A 20,346-nucleotide genomic window follows, 5' to 3' on the forward strand; every position below is an offset into this window, starting at 1 on the left:
GGGACAGGGAAGTATCTTCCTAAAAAGGGACAGGCGACCACGCCGGCGCGAATGGGGCGGAGCGGCCGTGAAAGCCGGGACTCACCCCGTGAGATCCGCGAGCCGGAACCGAACGGCGGCGAGCGCGACGAGGGCGGTCGTTGCCGCGAGCAGGACCGCGGCGCCCGTCGGGTCGTACTCGCCTAAGACGAGGACGGCAGAGGGGTCGTAGTGGGCCGTCGGGCTGACGTTTCCGATCTCGGCGTAGTCGGTGCTCGCGACGACGGACTCGAACATGAACAGCGCGAACAGCGCGCCGAGCGCGATCCGCTGGGCGATCCCCGGCCGCGACGCGAGCGTCGACACAGCGATGCCGAGCGCGACGCAGGTCAGGTGGTACGGGACCGCGAGCGCGTGGACCGCGGCGAGCCGTTCGACCGCGATGGTCTCCCCGACGGCGAGGACGCCGACGTACGCGACGACCGGGAGGACGACGTTGAGGAGCGCGACGAGCGGGATCAGACCGAGGAACCGCCCGATCACCACGTCGCGGCGGGCGACCGGCGCGGAGAGCGTGAGGTCCATCCGGCCGGAGGCGACGTCGCCGGCGATGGTCCCCCCGGCGAGGTACGCGAGGTAGAGGCCGACGAGAAGCAGCCACGCGAACTGATAGAACTCCACCGCGAGGAACCCCTCGATGGATGAGAAGGCGATGATCCCGAACGCCTCCCGGAACGCCGGCGGCAGCGCCTCGACGTACGCGTCGAGGTCGATGCCGGCGGTCGACAGCGACGGGTAGAAGGCCAGAAAGAGCAGCAGGAACGCTGAGAGGAGACCCGTCACGACGAGCGACCCGCGGGCGCGGCCGGCGGCGTCGTACCGCGCGATCGCGAGCCACGGTGCGGGGCGATCGCTCATCGGGCGTCACCTGCCGGCTCCGCGGCAGTGTCGCTCCGCGCGTCGTCGCCCGGCGCCCCGCCCGCTCCCCCGTTCCCGGTCGGGCCCGGCACGTCGCCGTCGTAGAAGGTCATGAACGCCTCTTCGAGCGGCGCGTCGACCACGTCGAGGTCCTGGACGGTGTACCTTGACAGCAGGTCGATCAGCGCGTCGTACTCGCCGGTCCACGTGAACGAGACGGTCTCGCCGACGCGGAGGTTCATAATCCCGCGGACCTCGAAGTCGCTCCTGTCGACGTCTTCGGCGATGCGGACGCGGACCTGCTTGCCTCCCCGAGAGCGGAGGTCCGAGACGGACTCGACCGCCACGAGGTGGCCCTGCCGGAGGACGCCGACGCGGTCGCAGAGCGCGGCCACCTCGCCGAGGACGTGCGAGGAGAGGAGGACGCTCGCCCCGTCGTCGACGCGCTCGCGAACGAGGGCGGCGAACTCCTCCTGGAGGAGCGGGTCGAGCCCGGAGGTCGGCTCGTCGAGCAGCAGCAGGTCCGGGTCGTGCATGAACGCGGCCACCAGCGCCACCTTCTGCCGGTTCCCCCGAGAGAGGTCCCCGATCCGGCGCGACTCGTCGAGGCCGAACCGCTCGGCGAGGTCCTCGCGGCTCGACTCGCCGCGGAGCGCCGCCTGATGGTCGAGGAACGCCGCCGCGGTGCGGTCGCGGTCGAGCCCCGGGTCGCCCGGGAGGAACCCGATGCGCTCGCGGGCGCGGCGCGAATCGACCGGGTCGGTCGCGTCGTGACCGAGCAGCGTGGCGCCGCCGCTCGTCGGCGAGAGGAACCCCAGCATGGTGCGGATCGCGGTCGTCTTCCCCGCCCCGTTCGGGCCGAGGAAACCGAACACCTCGCCGTCCTCGACGGCGAAAGACACGTCTTCGATCCCTCGGACGTCGCCGTAGTACTTGGAGAGGTTGCGGCACTCGATAGCGGGCATACCGACCGCAACACGGCTGCGGCTCTTAAATGTAAGAGTGCGATCGGAACGAAGGAGAACGGAGCGCGGGACGGCTCAGTCGATGAAGGCGAGAGTCTCTTCGATGCGGCCCAGCTCGGGGCCGGTGGTGTCCTCGCCGACGACGTACCCCTCGTCGGTGGCGACGAGGCCGGAGCCGACGAGCGGGGCGCCGTAGTTGACGGTGCCGAGGTCGGCGCGGACGTCGAGCGCCTCCTCGACCGCCTGAAGCTCCGACTCGGTCGACTGGGGGTGGCAGAGCACGCCCGTGTTGTTGGCGACCGCCGCGGTCCCGACCGTGCGCACGTCGCCGAGGTCGCCCCGCGTCACCGGCACGTCGAGGGCGTCGGCGACCGTCCGGACCGCCTCGCGCGAGAGGTCCGGGTGGACGTACGCGCCCGAGTCGTTCGCGAGGACGACGTTCCCGGCGGCGTTGATTTCTCCCGGAAGCTCTCGCACCGGGACGCCCGCGGCGTCGGCGATCCGGTCCTTCTCGCGCTCGGTCGCCCGCGCGGAGACGAGGACGCCGTTCTCGTTGCCCGTCGCGAGCGCGCCGACCGTGTTCGACCCGCCGACCGTCGTCGGCAGCGGCTCGGCGCCGAGCTCCGCCGCGAGGTCCTCGGCGAGCCCCTCGTCGACGTCCGGCCGGACCAGCAGGAGGTCGTCGACGGCGCGGGCGAATACGCCCACGTACGACGAGCCGGTGAAGGTCGCCCGTAACACGTTACTCCGCGTGTTCGGCCTCGACGACCGGCTCGCCGTCCTCGACGAACCGAGCCGCGCGGACCCGCACCGAGCTGGGCGGGTTCTGTCGTCCGTTCGCCCAGACGGCCTCGTTGACGGAGCCGTCGATGATCACGTCGCCCTCGTCGACGGAGAAGTGCTTCGCGAGGTGCTGCCGCGTGATCTTCATGGCGTAGTCGGCGCGCTGCTGGACGGGCTTGTCTTTGGCGTCGCGGAGCGGCACGGTGACGACGCGCTCCTCGAAGTCGTTCGTCGACATTTACTCGTCCAGGTCGTTCCGGCGCCAGTTGCGCCGCTTGGGGTTTCGCGTCACGTTCATGTCAGTCTTCATCATGACCCACGCGGGGACGCGGGTGTTCTGGCGCTCCGCCTTCGCCAGACGCTTCTTTTGAGCCTTCGACTTGTCTCCCATAGTGGCGCTCACTTTCCGCGGAACGCATAAAACCCCTTCCATACGGGGCCGCGCGGGGCCCGCGGGAGCCGGACCGAGGCCGGCGTCGCGACCGCTACCGTTCCCGCTCGGCGATGCCCATGTAGATCCGGTAACAGCGGTCGAGGGCGTCGAGGCTCGCGCTCTCGGTGTCGGTGTGGGCCTCGCCGGGCTCGGAGGCGCCGCAGACTAAGCACTCGGTGCCGGCCTCCGCGAGCCACCCCGCGTCGGTCGCGTGCGGCTTGGTGACGTGTTCGGGCGCGTCGAGGCCGAGGTCGTCGTGGACCGCGCGGGCGACCTCGAGCGCGGCGTCCGCGAACGCGGCGTCGCCGCAGGCCATCGGCGGGAGGTCCTGGTCGACGACGAGTTCGACGCCCGGCGTCGCGTCCGCCACGCCGGCGAGGTCGGCGCGGCCGCCCGGCACGGTGCGCTCGTCGACCGTCGCCTCGCAGCGCTCCGGGATCACGTTCCACGTCTCGCCGCCGTCGACGACGGTGACCGCGAGCGACCCCGACACGTCGTTCCCGAGGACCGTCGCCCGCGGGGCGTCGAGGTCGCGGACCGCATCGATCGCGTCGCAGGCGCGGTAGATGGCGTTCTCGCCGGCCTCGGGCTCCGAGGCGTGCGCGGCCTCGCCGCGCGCGACGAGCCGCGAGCCCCGGCGCCCGCGGTGCGCGACGACCACGTCCGTGACCCCGGGCTTCGAGTAGTTCGTCGACCCCTCCGCGACGACCGCTCGGTCCGGCGCGAACCCGGCGTCGATGGCGTGTCTCGCGCCCTCGCCGCCGACCTCCTCGCCGACGAACGAGGCGAAGATCAGCTCCCGGTCGGCCGGCGGCGTCGCGTCCCGGAAGGCGCACATGGCGGCCGCGACCGATCCTTTCATGTCTGCGGTCCCGCGGCCGTAGATCCGGCCGTCGCGGCGCTCGACGACGTAGTCGCCGTCGAGTCCGTCGCCGGTCGTCTGCTCGGGGGCGGGCGGGACCACGTCGTGGTGGCCGACCAGCGCGAGCGAGTCGGCGTCCTGGCCGTCGGTCGCGCCCCGGTACGCGAGGACGTTGCCCGTCCCGTCGCGCTCGACAGTCGCGTCCGTCTCCGCGCGCAGCCACTCCTCGATGGCGTCGCCCGCGGCCGTTTCGTCCTCGTGAGAGGGGATCGAGACGAGCCGCTCGGTCAGGTCCGCGAGTTCGTCCATGCCACCAGTGGCGGTCGTCGCCGCTTAAGAGCGTCCCTCGCGGGCGCTCCGGGCGACCGGCCGCCGCGTCGCGGCCTCACGTCGTGAACAGCTCGGTGTCGTCGGGCACCGCGAACAGCCCGAGCCGCACCGCGGCGTCGAGCCAGCCGTAACCGTACGAGTACGACGCGAGCGCGTTCACCGGGTCGCCGTCGTCGCGGAAGTGGCGCCCGTCGTCGAGGTACGACTCGGCCATCTCGGTCACGTCGGCCGCGGCCTCGCCCAGGGGCGTGTCGGCCGGGGGGCGGGGTTCCGCGACCGCCAACGCGTCCGCGAGCATCCGCTCGTAGCGGTCCGTCTTCTCCTCCAAGTCGGCGGCCATACGCGGTGGTTCCCGCGAGCGAATAAAAAGGGCGGCGGGGTGGCGAGATTTATGTTCGACGCGAACCGGTACCGATACGATGCCCTCCGACGGATCACCGAGGTCCGACCGCGGCCCGTCGCGCCCGCTCGCCCCCACGGGTCGCGGGGCGCTGGCGCTCGTCGTCGCGACGAACCTCCTCCCGCTCGCCGGCGTGGTCGCGTTCGGCTGGCGCGTCGGCGAGCTGCTCGCGGTGTACTGGATCGAGGTGGCCGTTCTCGTCCTCGCTCACGCCGCCGCCGCGATGTTCGCCGAGCGACCGATCGTGTTGGCGGACCGCTCGTTCTACATCACCGGCTACGACGAGGACGCCGAGCGCGCCGAGGTGTGGGAGCGCGAGCCGGAGCCGACCCGCCTCGTCCCGTGGCTCCCGCCGATCTACCGGCGGAACTTCCGCGTCGTCCGCCGCTCGCTCGGGGTGTTCGTCTTCCTCCTGTTCCCGCTCGTGCCGGTCGGCTGGGACGCGCTCTCGTATTTCACGCCCACGGTCGCGCTGGCGACGCTCGGCGTCTGCGGCGCGCAGGTCGCGGAGGTACGCCGGGAGTTCTTCGCCCAGCGCGCCTACGAGGATCAGTCGCCGTACATGGTCGTCGAGGCCGCCCAGCGCGTCGTCTTCTTCTACTTCGTCATCGGCACGCTGACCGTCGTCCCCGTCACCGCCGTGATCTTCGCGATCGAGGCGGCGCTCGCTCCCGGACTGCTCGACCGCGTCGGCGACGCGTTCGGCGTCGGGGCCGTCCTCCTCCCGTACCTCCTCCCGATCACGCTCGCCAAGGCGGTCGTCGAGTGGGGGCGGCGGCGGGCGTTCCGCGAGGACGACCCCGACGGCGTCGCGACGTGGTTCACCGGCGAGGACCCGCGCCGCGAGTGGAAGAAGGAGGAGGAGTCCGCCGGCGAGGGGTGATTTGCGGATCGGGAGCGCCGAAAGCGCAACGCCGATACGCTCGGCCGCGAAAGGAGGGGGCATGTACGAGGCCGTTCACGCCGCCCCCGACGGGGAGGCGACCGCCGCCCGCCAGGCGGCGACCGCCGCGCGACACGGCTACGACGGGATCGTCGTGCGGTCGCGCGACGCGCTGGACCCGGCCGACGACGGCTCCGCCGCGGCCGGCGACGCGAGGGGCTCGGTCGGAACGGGCCGCGCCGAGCGCCCGGTCCGCGACCCGACCGCCATCGGGGATGAGTACGGGATCGACGTGGTCGACGCGGTCGAGATCGACGCCGACAGTCCGACGAGCGCCTCCGGCGCGGTCGGGAACTACCGCTCCGACCGGACCGTCGTCTGCGTCGTCGGCGGGGACGACGCCCTGAACCGGTTCGCGGTCGAGCAGGCCCGCGTCGACGTCCTCGTCCGGCCGATGGCGGCCGGCGGCGACTTCAACCACGTCCTCGCGAAGGCGGCGCGCGACAACGGCGTCCGCGTCGAGTTCGACTTCGGGCCGGCACTCCGCGAGACCGGCGGGAAGCGGGTCCGGGCGCTCGCGGACCTCCGGAAGCTCCGCGAGATCGTCGACCACTACGACGCGCCGTACGTCGTGAGCGCGAACGCCCGCTCGCACCTCGAACTGCGGGCGCCCCGAGAGCTGGTCGCGGTCGGCGAGGCGGTCGGGTTCGACGCCGAGGCCGTCCGCGAGGGGCTCCGGGCGTGGGGCGAGCTGGTCGACCGCAACCGCGAGCGCCGCTCCGAGGGCTTCATAGAGCCGGGGGTCCGACGTGGCAGGTATGAAGAAGACGGTCGCTGAACACGCGGAGCGGTTCTCCGAGAAGGCCGCGGAGTACGACGACTCGAAGAGCGAGGAGTACCACGCCTGCGCGAGCCTCGTGATCGACCACGCGGCGCCCGGTCCGGACGACGTGGTCCTCGACCTCGGCGCCGGCACCGGCGCCATCGCGCTCGCGGTCGCCGAGGACGCCGAGCGCGTCCTCGCGCGCGACATCAGCGAGGGGATGATGGACGAGGGGCGCCGGAAGGCCGACGAGCGCGGGCTCGACAACGTCGAGTTCGCGTACGGCGAGTTCCGCGGGCCCGAGGTCGACCCGGACCGGGGGGTCGACGTCGTCACCTCGAACTTCGCGCTCCACCACCTCGCGGACGACGAGAAGCGCGAGGCGATCCGGGTGATGGCCGAGACGGGCGCGCGCCGGATCGTCCTCGGCGACGTGGCGTTCTTCGAGGCGCCCGACCCCGACGAGCCGTTCTACAGCCCCGAGGTCGACGACCCCGCGACCGTCGGCACGCTCGTCGAGGCGTTCACGGCCGAGGGGTTCGCGGTGACCGCGGTCGAGCGCGTCCACGACCAGGTGGCGGTGATCGTCGCCGAGCGGATCCGGGAGCTCCCGGCGTGAGGGGCCCGTCGTGAAGCACCTCCCGAAACACCTGCGGCCGCGGTGGCGGTACGTCGCGGTCGGCATCGAGTCGTGGGCGGACGCCGAGGTCGGTCGGCGGGCGTTCCAGCGCGCGCTGTGGTACAGCGCCGGCAACCTCCTCGGCGACGCCGGCAGCGCCGACGCCGACCTCACGCTGCTGTCGTTCGACCACGCGGACGGCAGCGGCGAGGCCGTCGTCCGCGTCAGGCACGGCCACGTCGACGACGCGCGCGCCGCGATAGCCTGCGTGAGCGAGGTCGACGGCGAGCCGGTCGGGATCCTCGTCAGGGGGATTTCGGGGACGGTGCGTGCCTGTGAAGAAAGATATATGGGTCGCGCGACCGCCAGTTCGACACAGCGAGACGTCGCGTTCGAGGGCGCCGAGCGGACCGCGACCGTACGCGGAGACGCGTGCGACGTGCGGACCGAGTCGGGCCGCGTCGGCGCGACGACGTTCGACACCGAGTGATATCATGCAGGGCCAATCCCAACAGCAGGCGTACGACCGCGGCATCACAATCTTCTCTCCGGACGGCCGACTCTACCAGGTCGAGTACGCCCGGGAGGCGGTGAAGCGAGGGACGGCGAGCGTCGGCGTCCGCGCCGAGGACGGCGTCGTCCTCGCGGCCGACAAGCGCGCCCGCTCCCCCCTCATGGAGCCGGAGAGCATCGAGAAGCTCCACAAGGCCGACGACCACGTCGGCGTCGCGAGCGCCGGTCACGTCGCCGACGCGCGCCAGCTCATCGACTTCGCCCGGCGGCAGGCGCAGATCAACCAGCTCCGCTACGGCGAGCCCGTCGGCATCGAGACGCTGACGAAGAACATCACCGACCACATCCAGCAGTACACGCAGGTCGGCGGCGCGCGCCCGTTCGGCGTCGCGCTCATCGTCGGCGGCATCGAGGACGGCGAGCCGCGCCTGTTCGAGACCGACCCCTCGGGCACCCCCTACGAGTGGCAGGCGCTGTCGATCGGCTCGGACCGCAACGACCTCCGCGACTACCTCGAAGCGGAGTACGAGGAGGGCGTCTCGACGGACGAGGCGGTCGGGCTCGCGCTCGACACCCTCGCGCAGTCGAACGACGGCGAACTGGAGCCCGACGGCGTCGGCGTCGCGACGATCACCGTCGACGACCCCGAGTACGGCGAGCTGTCCGCGGACGACATCGAGGGGGTCCTCGACGAGCGGGACCTCCTCGCGACCGACGAGGACGAGGACGCCGCGGACGACGCCGAGAGCGACGAGGAGTAAGTCGTCGGCGCCGCGGGCGCGACGGCCGGCGCGTCTCCGGCTCGACCGCCGTCGGTCGGGAGAGTTATGGCGTCGGAGACTGACCGGAGACGCGTGCAGAAGACGGTACTCATCACCGGCTGTTCCTCGGGCATCGGCCGCGCCGCGGCGCACGCGTTCCTCGACGAGGGATGGACCGTGTACGCTACCGCGCGGAATCCGGCGGACATCGAGGCGCTCGGCGAGGCGGGCTGTGAGCTCGCCACGCTCGACGTCACCGATCGGGACGACATCGACCGCGTCGTCGAGCGGATCCTAGACGAGGAGGGCGCGATCGACGCCCTGATCAACAACGCCGGCTACGGCCAGTTCGGCCCGGTCGAGGACGTCACCACGGACCGCGTCCACGACCAGTTCGACGTGAACGTGTACGGGCCGCACCGGCTGATCCGCGCGGTTCTCCCCTCCATGCGCCGCGAGCGCGACGGGACCATCGTCAACGTCTCGTCGGTCGCCGGCCGGGTGTCGATCCCCGGCGGCGGCGTGTACAGCGGCTCGAAGTTCGCCCTGGAGGCGATGTCGGACGCGCTCCGCAACGAGGTGGCCGACCTCGGCATCGACGTGGTCGTCGTCGAGCCCGGCCCGGTGAAGACGAGCTTCTCCGAGCGCGCGGAGCGGGAGGCCGACCCCGAGGAGCGCGAAGGGATCGAGCGCACCGACGCCTACGCGGACTTCTACGCCATGTTCGAGGACGCGCAGCTGATGGGCGGCGACGGCCCGGGGGCCGTGGAGCCGGAGCTCGTCGCGCACGCCATCTACGACGCCGCGAGCGCGACCCAGCCCCCCGCGCGAGTCCAGCCCGGGACGGTCGCTCGCGTCGGCGTGCTCGCGCGGTTCGTTCCCGACGCGCTGATCGACCGGGTGTACGGCCTCGTCAGGAACGTCACGTCGTAGACGGCCGCGCGTCCGTCACTCGCTACCCCCCGCGTCGACCGCGAACGGGCTCTCTCCCTCCCGCCAGTCCCAGCCCGGCAGCCGCGTCTGGAACCCCGCCGCGAGCGCGGCGTCGAGGTCGTCCGCCCCCGCGGTGCCGGCGCCGTCTCGATCCGTCTCGGCCGTCGCGTCCCGGTCCACGTGAACGTCGGCGACGTGGAACGTCGCCTGCGCGAGCAGCGAGAGCGGGCGCCCGCCGGCGACCGTCGCCGCCAGCTCGCGGCCCAGCGCCTCGTCGACGACGAAGCCCGGGTAGTCGCCCTCGACGTCGAGGTCGCGTAAGAGCGCGACGCAGCCCGCGACGTTGACCGCGACCTCGCCGTCGGCGAAGACGGCGTCGACCTCGCGGCGGTACGCGTCGGGCGCGACCGCGTCCACGTCGGCGTCGAAGAGGCGACCGAGGCGGTCGCGGGTGTCGTTGAGTATCGGGACGACCACGTCGGCGCGGTCGCGGACCCAGGCGTGTTCGTCGCGGACCGTCTGCGGCGTGACGCGCATGGCCCGGCTTGGGTCGGCCGGGGCTTGCCCTTTGCGAAGGCTTTTATAACGGCGGGGCAGTACCGTGATCCAAGCGGGTTTTCGCTGGCTGTTCCCGCGTACGGAACCAGTACGGACAGTACTTCCACTATGCCTACCCCGTCACGGCCGATCGATCGGCGCCGAGTCGCCGCGCGACGCGATTCGACGACGACGGCGGCCCCGACGACCCGCAGTGAGATATGAGTCAAGTCGACAAGCAGCTCGATACGTTGAAATCAGAGATCGAACAGGAGATTCCGAACGACATCACGGTCACCGACGTGAAATACGAGGGGCCGGAGCTGGTCGTGTACACGCGCGACCCGAAGCGGTTCGCCGGCGACGGCGACCTGATCCGGCGGCTCGCCTCGAAGCTCCGCAAGCGGATCACGGTCCGACCGGACCCGAGCGCCCTCTCGCCGCCGGCGCGGGCCGAGGACCAGGTCCGCGAGGTGATCCCCGAGGAGGCCGGCGTCACGGATCTCGACTTCCACGAGGACACCGGCGAGGTCGTCATCGAGGCCGAGAAGCCCGGCATGGTGATCGGCCGCCGCGGCTCGACCCTCCGCGAGATCACCCAGGAGGTCGGCTGGACCCCCGAGGTCGTTCGGACGCCGCCGATCGAGTCCTCCACCGTCTCGAACGTCCGCGGCTTCCTGAAGAACGAGCGCGAGGAGCGCCGCGACATCCTCGAACGCGTCGGCCGGCAGATCCACCGCGAGGAGATGTCCGACGACGAGTGGGTGCGGATCACGACGCTCGGCTGCTGCCGCGAGGTCGGCCGCGCCGCCTTCATCCTCTCGACGCCCGAGACCCGGATCCTCATCGACTGCGGCGACAAGCCCGGCGCCGAGGGCGAGGTGCCGTACCTCCAAGTGCCCGAGGCGCTGGGCGCGGGCGCGGCGACCCTCGACGCGGTCGTGTTGACCCACGCCCACCTCGACCACTCGGCGCTGGTCCCGCTCCTGTTCAAGTACGGCTACGACGGCCCCATCTACACGACGGAGCCGACCCGCGACCTGATGGGCCTGCTCACGCTCGACTACCTCGACGTGGCGGCGAAGGACGGTCGGACGCCGCCGTACGAGTCCGCGCAGGTCCGCGACGCGATCAAACACACCATCCCGCTGGAGTACGGCGACGTGACCGACGTGGCGCCTGACGTGAAGCTCACGTTCCACAACGCCGGCCACATCCTCGGCAGCGCCGTCACCCACTTCCACATCGGCGACGGCCTCTACAACGTCGCCTTCTCCGGCGACATCCACTACGAGGACACGCGGCTGTTCAACGGCGCGGTCAACGACTTCCCGCGCGTCGAGACGCTCGTCCTGGAGTCCACCTACGGCGGCCGCAACGACTACCAGACCGATCAGGAGGACTCCGAGGAGGCGCTCAAACGCGTCATCAACGAGACGTACGAGCAGGGCGGGAAGGTCGTCATCCCCGCCTTCGCGGTCGGACGCTCTCAGGAGATCATGCTCGTCTTGGAGGAGGCGATGCGCGAGGGCGAGATCCCGGAGATGCCCGTCCACCTCGACGGGATGATCTGGGAGGCGACGGCGATCCACACCACCTACCCCGAGTACCTCCGCGACGACCTCCGCGACCGCATCTTCCACGAGGACGAGAACCCGTTCCTGGCCGACCAGTTCAACCACATCGACGGCGGCGAAGAGGAGCGACAGGACGTCGCCGACGGCGACGAGTGTATCATCATCTCCACGTCGGGGATGATCGAGGGCGGGCCGATAATGTCGTGGCTCCGCCACATCGGCCCCGACCCGGACTCGAACCTCGTCTTCGTCGGCTACCAGGCGCAGGGGACGCTCGGCCGCCGGATCCAGAACGGCTGGGACGAGATCCCGGTCGACGGCTGGGGCGGCGGGAGCCGCGGCGACACGCTCACCCTGGAGATGGACACCGAGGTCGTCGACGGCTTCTCCGGTCACGCCGACCGGCAGGGCTTAGAGAACTTCGTGAAGACGATGAACCCGCGCCCGGAGAAGGTGCTGTGCGTCCACGGCGACGAGAGCTCGGTCCAGGACCTCTCGTCGTCGCTGTACCACGACTACAACATGCGGACGTTCGCGCCGAAGAACTTGGAGACGTTCCGGTTCAAGTAGGCGGTAGAGAACTGGCGTGCTGGCGAGAGCGCCGCGCCGTCAGTCGTCTCGCTGTTCCGCGGCGGCGGCCTCGTCCGGCGGGTCCGTGGCGTCGTCGTCACGGTCGAGGAACGTCGCCAGCGCGCCGGTGCGAGCGGTCCGCGAGCGCGCGTACGCGAGGTACCACGCGAGGCTTCCGAGGGTGATGCCGACCGCGCCGAGGATCGAGAGGCGCCCCATCTGAACGATCAGCACGGCGCCGCCGATCACGCCGAGTATCTGTAACACCGGGTACCCCGGAGACCGGAAGTCCGGGTCGTAGAAGTCCACGTCGGCCTCCCGGAAGACGATCACGGAGAGGTTCTCCAGCGAGAAGACGAGGATGAGGAAGGCGCTCGCCAGCTTCGCCAGGTCGACCACCGGGACGAACGCGATGAGCGCGAGCAGCAGCGCGCCGGTGACGAGGACGGCGTTCACCGGCGTGAGGAACCGGGGGTTGATCCGCCCGACGCGCGCGGGGATGAGCGAGTCGCGGCTCATCGCGAGCAGGAACCGAGAGGTCCCCAAGACGCCCGCGTTCGCCATGCTGGTGAGCGCGAGGACGGCGGTGACCGCGACGACGGTGACGCCGGCGCCGCCGAACACCCGCGCCGCGCTGTCGGCCATCGGCGTGAGGGAAGTCCCGCCGCCCGGACCGCCGGTGACGAGGGTCTCGCCCGGCACGACGCCGACGGCGACGGCCACGACCGCCGTGTATATTGCCATCATCACGCCGATGGAGACGAGCATCGCGAGCGGGATGTTCCGGTCCGGGTCGGCGATCTCCTCGGCGACGGACGCGACCTCGCCGATCCCCGCGTACGAGACGAACACGAAGGCGGCGGCGGTCGCGATCCCGCCGACGCCGTGGGTCGTGAACGGGACGTACTGCGCCGACTCCGCCGGCCGGATCCCGCCGACGACGTAGGCGCCGAGCACGAGCACGACGAAGGTGACGAGGACGCTCTGTACCTGCCCGCTCTTCTCCGTGCCGACGACGTTGAGCAGGATGACGACGACCCCGAGGACGAGCGCGACCGTCTTGACGAGGCCGAATGGAATGTTCACGAGCAACAGCAGGTAGGCGCCGAGGCCGACGAGCGCGAACGCGCTCTTGAACACGAGCGAGAACCAGACGCCGACGCCCGCGATCGTTCCGAACAGCGGGCCCATCGCGCGGTCGATGTAGATGTAGGTCCCGCCGTCCTCGGGCATCGCCGTCGCCATCTCGGCCTTCGAGAGCGCGTTCGGGAGGACGATCAGGCCGGCGATCAGGTACGCGAAGATGACCGCCGGGCCGGCCTTCTCGTAGCCGACCGCCGGGAGGACGAAAATGCCGCCGCCGATCATGGCGCCCATGCTCAGCGTCACCGCCGAATAGAGCCCGAGATCCCGGCTCAGGTCCCCTTCGCTCATTACCTATCGCTTGGAATACCCACAGTTAATCCTTCGCGATCAGTAATAGAGGACTCGCGTATTTCGGGTCCGATAACGCGGCGGACGGCCGCCGCTCACTTCCGCCGGTCGTCGTCGGGTCCGTCGCCGCTCGCGTCGACCTTCCCGTCGCGCCGGTCTCGCTCCCGCGCCTCGGGGTCGCGCTCGGCGGGGTCGCCGTGCCCGCCGCCGCCCGGCGTGCGGACCGAGACCGCCGTGCCGGCCGGGACGTCGACGGACGCCTTCGCCGGGACCGGCTCCCCGTCGATCAGGTTCTCGCCGAGCGCGCCGTCGCCGCCGCCGTCGAGCCCGCGCGGGGCGGTCCGGCGCCGCTCCGTCAGCAGCGAGACGGTCGCGTCCGCCTCGACGGTGAGGCGCCGCTCGACGCCGAGGCCGCCCCGGTGCCGGCCGTCGCCGCCGCTCGACGGGCGGAGGGCGTAGCGCTCGATCCGGAGCGGGTACGCCGCCTCCAGCGCCTCGACGGGGGTGTTGAGCGTGTTCGTCATCCCGACCTGGACGCCGTCCATCCCGTCCTTGCCCGGCCGGGCGCCGAAGCCGCCGGCGATGGTCTCGTAGTAGGTGAACTCGCCGGCGCGGTCGCCGATTATCAGGTTGTTCATCGTCCCCTGGCCGCCGGCCGGGACGACCGCCGGGACCGCCTCGGCGAGCGCCGCCAGCGTCACGTCGGTGACGCGCTGGCTCGTCTCGACGTTGCCGCCGACGACCGCGGCCGGCGGGCGCGGGGCGAGCAGCGACCCCTCGGGCGCCGATATCGACACCGGCTCGTAACAGCCGTGATTCGGTGGGATCTCCGGGTCGGTGATCGCGCGGACCACGAAGTAGACCGCGCTCTTCGCGACCGAGAACGGGGCGTTCAGGTTTCCAGGCACCTGGTCGGCGGTGCCGGCGAAGTCGACGTCGAGGGACGCGCCGTCGACGGTGACCGCGGCTTCGACCGGGATGTCCCCGTCGCTCACGCCGTCGCCTTCGAGCACGTCTCGCGCGCGGTAGGTCCCGTCCGGGAGCTCCCTGATCTCGGCCCCGATCCGGTCGCGCGAGTAGTCGATGACGGCGTCGAAGGCGTCGAGGAGCGCGTCGCCGTGCTCGTCGAGCAGCTCGCCGACCCGCTCCTCGGCGCGCGCGTTCGCGGCGCGCTGCGCCCGGAGGTCCGCCGCCCGCTCGTCCGGCGTGCGGACGTTGGCGAGGATCAGGTCGCGGACGGCCTCGTTCGGCTGGCCGCCGTCGACGAGCCGGACTGCCGGGAGCCTGAGCCCCTCCTCGTAAATCTCCCGCGCGCCGGGCGGCATGCTCCCCGGCGCGCTCCCGCCCACGTCGGCGTGGTGCGCGCGCGACACCGCGTAGCCGACGACCTCGCCGCGGGGCGCGACCGTCGAGACGAGCGTCACGTCCGGGAGGTGGGTCCCGCCCGCGAACGGGTCGTTGACGACGAACACGTCGCCCGGCTTCGGGTCCTTCCCGAGGACCGCGTCGACGGCGTCCGGCATCGCCCCGAGGTGGACCGGGATGTGCTCGGCCTGCGCGACCATCCGCCCGTCGGCGTCGAACAGCGCCGTCGAGCAGTCCTGGCGCTCCTTGATGTTCGGCGAGTACGCCCCGCGGATCAGCACGTGGCCCATCTCGGCCGCGACGCTCTCCAGTTGGTTCCGGAGGATCTCCAGCGTGACCGGGTCGAGGTCGGCGCCCGTCACGCCTCGCTCACCTCCGCGACCAGCGCGCCGTCGCCGCGGAGCCGCACGCCCCACCCCGGCGGGACGACGACCGTGCTCTCCGGCCCCTCGACGACGACCGGTCCTTCGACGGCCTCGCCGAGCGGGAACCGATCGCGGTCGTAGACCGGCGTCTCCCGGGCGCCGTCGGGGAACACCGCCTCGCGCGTCGTCCGCGGACCGGGGTCCTCGGGGGCGTCGACGCCGACCGCCGGGGCCGTCCGCGGGACCGTCGCCGTCGCGCGGCAGTTCACCAGTTCGACCGGCTCGCCGGCGCGGTAGCCGTACGCCGACTCGTGGGCCGCCGCGAACCGCTCGCCGACCGCCGCGGGGTCGAACGGTCGGTCGACGTCGACGGTCAGTTCGAAGCTCTGTCCGGCGTAGCGGCAGTCCGCCGCGTACTCCATCCCCGCGGCCGCCGGGTCGCTGACCTCGTCCGACAGCCCCTCGGTCAGCTCCGCGTAGACGGCCTCGACCGCGTCGGGGTCGACCTCGGCGAGGGGGGCCTGCCGGGTCCGCACCGCGTCGCGCGTCTCGTCGGCCGCGAGCAGGCCGTACGCCGACAGGACGCCGGAGGCGCGCGGCACGACGACGCGCTCGACGTCGAGGCCGTCGGCGATCGCGACCGCGTGCATCGGGCCGGCGCCGCCGAACGCGACGAGGCCGAACCCGCGCGGGTCGTGGCCGCGCTCGACCGTGACGGATCGCATCGCGCGGGTCATGTCGGCGTTCGCGACGCGGTGGACGCCGAGCGCGGCCGCGACCGGCCCCTCCATTCCCGCCTCGTCGGCGAGGTCGGCGAGGGCGTCGCGGGCGGCCGCGGCGTCGAGCGAGAGGTCGCCGCCCAGGTCGGTGTCCGCGCCGACGTACCCTAAGACGAGGTCCGCGTCGGTGACGGTCGGCTCCGTTCCCCCCTTCCCGTAGCAGGCCGGGCCGGGGTCGGCGCCCGCGGAGCGCGGGCCGATCCGGAGCGCGCCGCCGGCGTCGACCCGCGCGATCGACCCGCCGCCGGCGCCCACGGTCTCGACGTCGACCATCGGGGTGCCGATCGGCCGGTCGGCGATCGCCGACTCCGTCGTCCGCTCGACCTCGCCGTCCCGGACGAGGCTCACGTCGCTGGAAGTGCCGCCCATGTCGAAGGTGATCAGGCCGTCGCGCTCGGCGTCGCTCGCGGCCGTGGCGCTCGCGCCCACGACCCCGGCGGCGGGCCCGGAGAGGACGGTCGTCACGGCGTTCCGCCTGACCGTCTCGGCGTCGGTGACGCCGCCGTTGGCCTGCATGATCCGCGGCTGGGGCAGCCCGAGGTCCCGCGCCCGCTCGGTGAGGCGGCCGACGTAGCCGTCGATCGCCGGGCGGACGTAGGCGTCGACCACCGTGGTGGAGGTGCGCTCGTACTCGCGGAACTCCGGCAGCACCTCGTTGGAGGCCGAGACGGGCGCGTCGAGCGCGTCGCGGAGCGCGTCCGCGAGGCGGTCCTCGTTCTCAGGGTGGGCGTAGGCGTGGAGCAGGCACACGGCGACGGACTCGACGTCGGCGTCGCGGAGGTCGGCGACGAGCGACTCGATCGCCGCGTCGTCGACCGGTCGCTCGATCCCGTCGACGGTCGCGCGCTCGGGGACCTCGAACCGCCGGCGCCGGGGAACGAGGGGGGCCGGCTTCTCGGCGTCGAGGTCGTACAGCGACGGCCGGGTCTGCCGGCCGATCTCCAGCACGTCGCGGAAGCCCTCGGTCGTCACGAGCGCGGTCCGCGCGCCGTCGCCCTCCAGGAGCGCGTTGACGGAGACGGTCATCGCGTGGGAGAACTCGGTCACGCTCTCGGGGTCGATCCCGGCCGCCTCGCAGGCCTTCTCGACGCCGGCCGCGACGCCCTTGCTCTGATCGTCGGTGCTCGGCACCTTCGCGGTGACGAGGCGGTCGTCGAGCGCGAGCGCGACGTCGGTGAACGTCCCGCCGACGTCGACGCCGACGGCTCGCGCGTCCGTCGCCCGGCCGTCGGTCGTTCCGCCGCCCATCTACGACACCCCCGCGGCGTCGCGGAGCGTCCGGACGCCGAGCGGCGACGTGGCTCGGTCGCGTGGCATGGCCCGTCCTCGTCACCGGACGGACTTAACACCGCCCCGTTCGGCGGCCCGACGGACTCGATCCGTTCGCCGCGCGGCGCTCGTCGGGGTGTCGCTCGCGACGCTCGGCGTCGCCGTGTTCGCGGCCAACGCCCTGCTGGTGATCCGCCGACACAGCCCCGGGACGCTGGCCCGCGTCGCGCTCGGCCCGTTCGGGGCGTCCTTGGCGTCCGGGGGAACAGACGGCAGCGACGGTGACGGCCACGGCACCGGGGAGGGCCCGAACGACGGCGACGGTCCGGGCGACGGCCCCGCGGCGGTGGAGTGAACGCCGCGGCGAGGCGAGCGTTTAAGCGACGCCGGAGCGAGCGCCACGTATGCGCATCGCGCTCATTGCACACGACGAGCTGAAGGACGAGATGGTCGCGTTCGTCGAGCGACACACCGGCGCCCTCGACGAGTGCGAACTTGTCACCACCGGGACGACGGGCAAGCGCATCTCGGACGCGACCGGGCTCGCCGTGAATCGACAGGCCTCGGGACCGTACGGCGGCGACCTCCAGATCGGAGGGATGATCGCGGACGATAGGATCGACGGGGTCGTGTTCCTCCGCGATCCCCTGACCGCGCAGGCGCACGAGCCCGACATCTCGGCGCTGCTGCGGGTCTGCGACGTGAAGGACGTGCCGTTGGCGACGAACGTGGCGTCCGCGGAGCTGCTCGTCGAGGGACTCCTGGACGGCGATTCTCTCGACTGATACCGCGGACCGCGGTGCTTTAACCCGGGCGGCCGAAAGGGCGGCCGATGACGCGCCCGCGACGGACCCGCGCCCTCGCCCTCTCGCTGCTGCTGCTCGCCGCGAGCGTCGGCGCCGGCGCGGTCGCGGGCCAACCGGCGGCGTCCGGAGCGGACGCCAGCGTTCAGGGAGCGACCGTCCAGTCGGTCGGCGGCGCGCCCGCGGACCGTCCGGCGACCGTCGGCACCGGCGCCGACGCGAACCGGAGCGCGGCGCCGCCGCTCACGCGCTGTTTCTCCGGGCGGGGATACCCCATCACGATCGGCGACGGCGAGGGCGGGACGACGATGGAGACGGTGGTCCACCTCTCCGTGCTGACCGACCCCGCCGCGGGGAACGAGTTCGGCGTCGAGACCGCCGGGCGCCTCGACGGCGAGCCGATCGTGACGCTCGCGGCGGGGGTCAGGCTGACCGGGCGGGAGGCGATCGCGAACGGCTTCGACCCGCTCGCGGCGTTCGACGTGCTGTACACCTACGAGATGCGGCTCCCGATGTTCGCCGGCGCGGTCGGCGACGCGGACTACGAGGACGACGGGTCGCCGATCGAGTCGAGCGCCGGCGCTGTCGCCTGCTGACCGGTCCTCACGAGCTGTCTACCGCGTCCGACGACGCCGGAAGCCGAACGCCGCGGACCAGTCGCAACACGCCCTGACGGGTCGCTTCGAACCCGTCGCCGGTCGGGTAGGCGCCGCCGGCGAGCAGGTACTCGCCGGCCTCCCACACCGCGAGCAGCGCCTCCACAGGGACCCGCTCGCCGTCGACCGCGCAGCGCCCGTGGAACACGGTGAGCGTTGCGGGCGACGCCGCGGGGTCGTCGACGTCGAGGCGCCGCTCGTCGCGGCGCGCGAGGTCGCCGATGCGCCGGTCGGCGAGGCGGTCGCGGAACCCCTCGCGGGCCCGGGACTCGACGAGCCGGGTCAGGGCGGGGTTCGGTCCGGTGTCGGGCGAGATGCGGAGCCGGCTCGCGAAGAAGAACGGCCGCGGGGGCGGGGTCTCGCGCTCGTACCGCGCCGTCCCCGCCGTGACCGAGACGGGACCGGCCTCGAACGGGCGTTCCGTCGCCTCCGCGACGAGCGTCCAGCCCTCAAGGCGGTCGCGGGGGACGACAGGCGGCTCCATGGTCCCGCCTCTCTCCGGACGGGAATAAAACGGACGGGCGGGGAAGGAACGGTCGGGCGGGCGCGTCGGTGCTCAGTGGTCGTCTTCGCGCCACTTGTGCTCGCACTCGGTACAGACGAAAAAGCGGGTCTCGGACTCGTCGGCCGCGCGGATCTGCTGCATGTACCAGTACGCCTGGTCGTTGTCGCACTCGGGACACTGGGCCGTCGTCGTCGGGAGCCCCTTGTCCTCGGCGTCGCTCACGTCGACGATCTCCGACTCGACCTGCGACTCGGTCGTCCACTCGTCGTCGCCCTCGTCGCGCCCGATCTCGTGGCCGCAGGAGTCGCACACCCAGTGGTCCTCGCCCTCGCCGGACTTCATCATGGATCCGCACTCGTCGCAGAACTTCATGCCCGAACCTACCGCGGATCGTATTTAAACGGCGGGATCGCGGGCGAGCGGCGGACGCGCCCGCGGGGCGCCCACGCCGCCGTCAGTCCGCGTCGACGTGGTCGGCGAGCGCGAAGCGGACGCGCTCCTCCTCGGGCCCCTTCGTCTCCCGGCCGGTGACGACGACCTCCCCGATGTCCGCGGTGTTCGCGACGTGGGTCCCCGCGCAGGCGGTGCGGTCGTACGGCTCGTCGTCGGCGTCCGCGCCCGCTATCTCGACGATCCGCAGCTCCTCGATCGAGTCGGGGAGGAGGTCGATCCGCGTCCGGTCGGTGTCCAGCGTCGCCTCCGCGGTCTCGCGGTCCATCGTGTAGCTCGACACCGCCCGCCCGTCGGCGACGAGCTCGTTGAGCCGAGCCTCGATCCGGTCGAGGTCGCCGTCCGTGAACCGGTCGTACTCGGCGTCGAGGCGCGCCCGGTCGCGGTACAGCTGGTTGCCGGTCGTCGGCGCGTCGAACTCGTCGAGCAGCAGCGCCGACAGCAGGTGCTGTGCGGTGTGGTACCGCGAGTGCGCGGCGCGCCGGTCGGCGTCGACCTCGCAGGCGACCTCCGACCCCGGTTCCGGGAGCGAGACTTGCGCGGTCGCGTCGCTCGCGTCGTCGTCCGCGCCCGCCGTGCCGTCGACCGGTTCGACCTCGTGGTACACCGTGTCTCGCATCTCGACGTCCACGATGCGCCAGCGAGTGCCCTGATCGCCGTCGACCGCGCGGATCGTCCCGGTATCGTGCGGCTGGCCGCCCCCGGTCGGGTAGAAGTGCGTCCGGTCGAGGACGATCCGGTGCGGGTCGGAGAGGACGCGCTCGACGGTCGCCTCGAACGTCGTCACCGCGTCGTCCGCGAGGTAGAGTCGCTCGGTCACGGGTCCGGGAAGGG

Annotated in this window: 24 protein-coding genes; 10 read left to right on the forward strand and 14 right to left on the reverse strand. The window is 72.3% G+C overall.

Translation table 11 applies throughout. The annotated features are described in order from the left end of the window. Positions 1 to 81: 81 nt before the first annotated feature. The 7 genes from EXE48_RS10400 to EXE48_RS10430 all read right to left on the reverse strand — a co-directional run bounded on the left by EXE48_RS10400 (position 82) and on the right by EXE48_RS10430 (position 4,610). Positions 82 to 897, reverse strand: coding sequence for an ABC transporter permease (locus EXE48_RS10400; protein WP_053771300.1), 816 nt, complete (start codon positions 895 to 897; stop codon positions 82 to 84). Then, complete coding sequence (locus EXE48_RS10405) at positions 894 to 1,862, reverse strand: ABC transporter ATP-binding protein (RefSeq protein ID WP_137711370.1); 969 nt, start codon at positions 1,860 to 1,862, stop codon at positions 894 to 896. The genes EXE48_RS10400 and EXE48_RS10405 overlap by 4 nt, the downstream gene beginning before the upstream one ends. Positions 1,863 to 1,937: 75 nt before the next feature. Further along, a complete protein-coding gene (locus EXE48_RS10410) occupies positions 1,938 to 2,603 on the reverse strand; it encodes a translation initiation factor IF-6 (protein ID WP_053771302.1) in 666 nt (221 codons plus the stop codon). Position 2,604: 1 nt separating this feature from the next. Beyond that, complete coding sequence (locus EXE48_RS10415) at positions 2,605 to 2,883, reverse strand: 50S ribosomal protein L31e (protein WP_053771303.1); 279 nt, start codon at positions 2,881 to 2,883, stop codon at positions 2,605 to 2,607. Continuing rightward, positions 2,884 to 3,036, reverse strand: coding sequence for a 50S ribosomal protein L39e (locus EXE48_RS10420; protein ID WP_004050128.1), 153 nt, complete (start codon positions 3,034 to 3,036; stop codon positions 2,884 to 2,886). Between the two features lie 94 nt (positions 3,037 to 3,130). After that, positions 3,131 to 4,249 carry a M20 family metallopeptidase gene (locus EXE48_RS10425; protein WP_053771304.1) on the reverse strand — a complete coding sequence of 373 codons (1,119 nt, stop codon included), beginning with the start codon at positions 4,247 to 4,249 and terminating at the stop codon, positions 3,131 to 3,133. Between the two features lie 76 nt (positions 4,250 to 4,325). Further along, on the reverse strand, positions 4,326 to 4,610 hold the full coding sequence (locus EXE48_RS10430) for a DUF357 domain-containing protein (RefSeq protein ID WP_053771305.1): 285 nt from the start codon (positions 4,608 to 4,610) through the stop codon (positions 4,326 to 4,328). A 79-nt stretch (positions 4,611 to 4,689) separates the two neighbouring features. Here EXE48_RS10430 and EXE48_RS10435 point away from each other — a divergent pair, with 79 nt between their 5' ends. The 6 genes from EXE48_RS10435 (at position 4,690) to EXE48_RS10460 (ending at position 9,202) form a co-directional block, all read left to right on the forward strand. Further along, on the forward strand, positions 4,690 to 5,553 hold the full coding sequence (locus tag EXE48_RS10435) for a DUF6498-containing protein (RefSeq protein ID WP_137711371.1): 864 nt from the start codon (positions 4,690 to 4,692) through the stop codon (positions 5,551 to 5,553). Positions 5,554 to 5,614: 61 nt separating this feature from the next. Then, positions 5,615 to 6,391, forward strand: coding sequence for an RNase P subunit p30 family protein (locus EXE48_RS10440; protein WP_053771307.1), 777 nt, complete (start codon positions 5,615 to 5,617; stop codon positions 6,389 to 6,391). Next, entirely contained in the window at positions 6,372 to 6,995 is a 624-nt protein-coding gene (locus EXE48_RS10445; protein ID WP_053771308.1) for a class I SAM-dependent methyltransferase, read from the forward strand. Before EXE48_RS10440 ends, EXE48_RS10445 begins: the two co-directional genes overlap by 20 nt. A gap of 10 nt (positions 6,996 to 7,005) precedes the next feature. Then, entirely contained in the window at positions 7,006 to 7,485 is a 480-nt protein-coding gene (locus EXE48_RS10450) for an Rpp14/Pop5 family protein (protein WP_053771309.1), read from the forward strand. A gap of 4 nt (positions 7,486 to 7,489) precedes the next feature. After that, the gene (psmA, locus tag EXE48_RS10455; protein WP_137705521.1) at positions 7,490 to 8,269 is read left to right on the forward strand and encodes an archaeal proteasome endopeptidase complex subunit alpha; all 780 of its coding nucleotides are present in this window, start codon (positions 7,490 to 7,492) and stop codon (positions 8,267 to 8,269) included. Between the two features lie 66 nt (positions 8,270 to 8,335). Further along, positions 8,336 to 9,202 (forward strand): SDR family oxidoreductase, encoded by an 867-nt coding sequence (locus EXE48_RS10460; RefSeq protein WP_137705522.1) that lies wholly within the window; start codon positions 8,336 to 8,338, stop codon positions 9,200 to 9,202. A 15-nt stretch (positions 9,203 to 9,217) separates the two neighbouring features. Here EXE48_RS10460 and EXE48_RS10465 read toward each other — a convergent pair whose 3' ends face one another. After that, a complete protein-coding gene (locus tag EXE48_RS10465; protein ID WP_053771312.1) occupies positions 9,218 to 9,739 on the reverse strand; it encodes a DUF7984 family protein in 522 nt (173 codons plus the stop codon). Between the two features lie 221 nt (positions 9,740 to 9,960). Between EXE48_RS10465 and EXE48_RS10470 the strand changes: the two genes are divergently transcribed. Beyond that, positions 9,961 to 11,886, forward strand: a complete 1,926-nt coding sequence (locus EXE48_RS10470; RefSeq protein ID WP_053771313.1) for a beta-CASP ribonuclease aCPSF1 — start codon at positions 9,961 to 9,963, stop codon at positions 11,884 to 11,886. Between the two features lie 39 nt (positions 11,887 to 11,925). On the opposite strand, the gene EXE48_RS10475 is transcribed toward EXE48_RS10470, so the two are convergent. From EXE48_RS10475 to EXE48_RS10485, 3 genes are all read right to left on the reverse strand, one after another. Next, positions 11,926 to 13,320, reverse strand: coding sequence for an APC family permease (locus tag EXE48_RS10475; RefSeq protein ID WP_137711372.1), 1,395 nt, complete (start codon positions 13,318 to 13,320; stop codon positions 11,926 to 11,928). 95 nt (positions 13,321 to 13,415) lie between these two features. Beyond that, complete coding sequence (locus EXE48_RS10480) at positions 13,416 to 15,047, reverse strand: hydantoinase B/oxoprolinase family protein (RefSeq protein WP_137711373.1); 1,632 nt, start codon at positions 15,045 to 15,047, stop codon at positions 13,416 to 13,418. Continuing rightward, on the reverse strand, positions 15,044 to 17,077 hold the full coding sequence (locus tag EXE48_RS10485; protein WP_137711374.1) for a hydantoinase/oxoprolinase family protein: 2,034 nt from the start codon (positions 17,075 to 17,077) through the stop codon (positions 15,044 to 15,046). The genes EXE48_RS10480 and EXE48_RS10485 overlap by 4 nt, the downstream gene beginning before the upstream one ends. 157 nt (positions 17,078 to 17,234) lie before the next feature. Between EXE48_RS10485 and EXE48_RS10490 the strand changes: the two genes are divergently transcribed. Genes EXE48_RS10490 through EXE48_RS10500 form a run of 3 tightly spaced genes read left to right on the forward strand, consistent with a single transcriptional unit; the run spans position 17,235 to position 18,497 of the window. Next, the gene (locus tag EXE48_RS10490) at positions 17,235 to 17,453 is read left to right on the forward strand and encodes a hypothetical protein (RefSeq protein WP_199236379.1); all 219 of its coding nucleotides are present in this window, start codon (positions 17,235 to 17,237) and stop codon (positions 17,451 to 17,453) included. Between the two features lie 49 nt (positions 17,454 to 17,502). Beyond that, the gene (locus EXE48_RS10495; RefSeq protein ID WP_137705524.1) at positions 17,503 to 17,883 is read left to right on the forward strand and encodes a methylglyoxal synthase; all 381 of its coding nucleotides are present in this window, start codon (positions 17,503 to 17,505) and stop codon (positions 17,881 to 17,883) included. Positions 17,884 to 17,930: 47 nt separating this feature from the next. Further along, positions 17,931 to 18,497 (forward strand): DUF7332 family protein, encoded by a 567-nt coding sequence (locus tag EXE48_RS10500; RefSeq protein WP_137711376.1) that lies wholly within the window; start codon positions 17,931 to 17,933, stop codon positions 18,495 to 18,497. A 7-nt stretch (positions 18,498 to 18,504) separates the two neighbouring features. Here EXE48_RS10500 and EXE48_RS10505 read toward each other — a convergent pair whose 3' ends face one another. From EXE48_RS10505 to EXE48_RS10515, 3 genes are all read right to left on the reverse strand, one after another. Next, complete coding sequence (locus tag EXE48_RS10505; RefSeq protein ID WP_053771320.1) at positions 18,505 to 19,041, reverse strand: DUF6517 family protein; 537 nt, start codon at positions 19,039 to 19,041, stop codon at positions 18,505 to 18,507. 72 nt (positions 19,042 to 19,113) lie between these two features. Beyond that, a complete protein-coding gene (locus EXE48_RS10510) occupies positions 19,114 to 19,434 on the reverse strand; it encodes a transcription factor S (RefSeq protein ID WP_053771321.1) in 321 nt (106 codons plus the stop codon). Between the two features lie 82 nt (positions 19,435 to 19,516). Further along, positions 19,517 to 20,332, reverse strand: a complete 816-nt coding sequence (locus tag EXE48_RS10515) for an alanyl-tRNA editing protein (protein ID WP_137711377.1) — start codon at positions 20,330 to 20,332, stop codon at positions 19,517 to 19,519. Positions 20,333 to 20,346 lie beyond the last annotated feature (14 nt).

Source organism: Halorubrum sp. ASP1, from assembly GCF_005435135.1.
In the GTDB taxonomy this organism is placed as follows: Archaea; Halobacteriota; Halobacteria; order Halobacteriales; family Haloferacaceae; genus Halorubrum; species Halorubrum tropicale.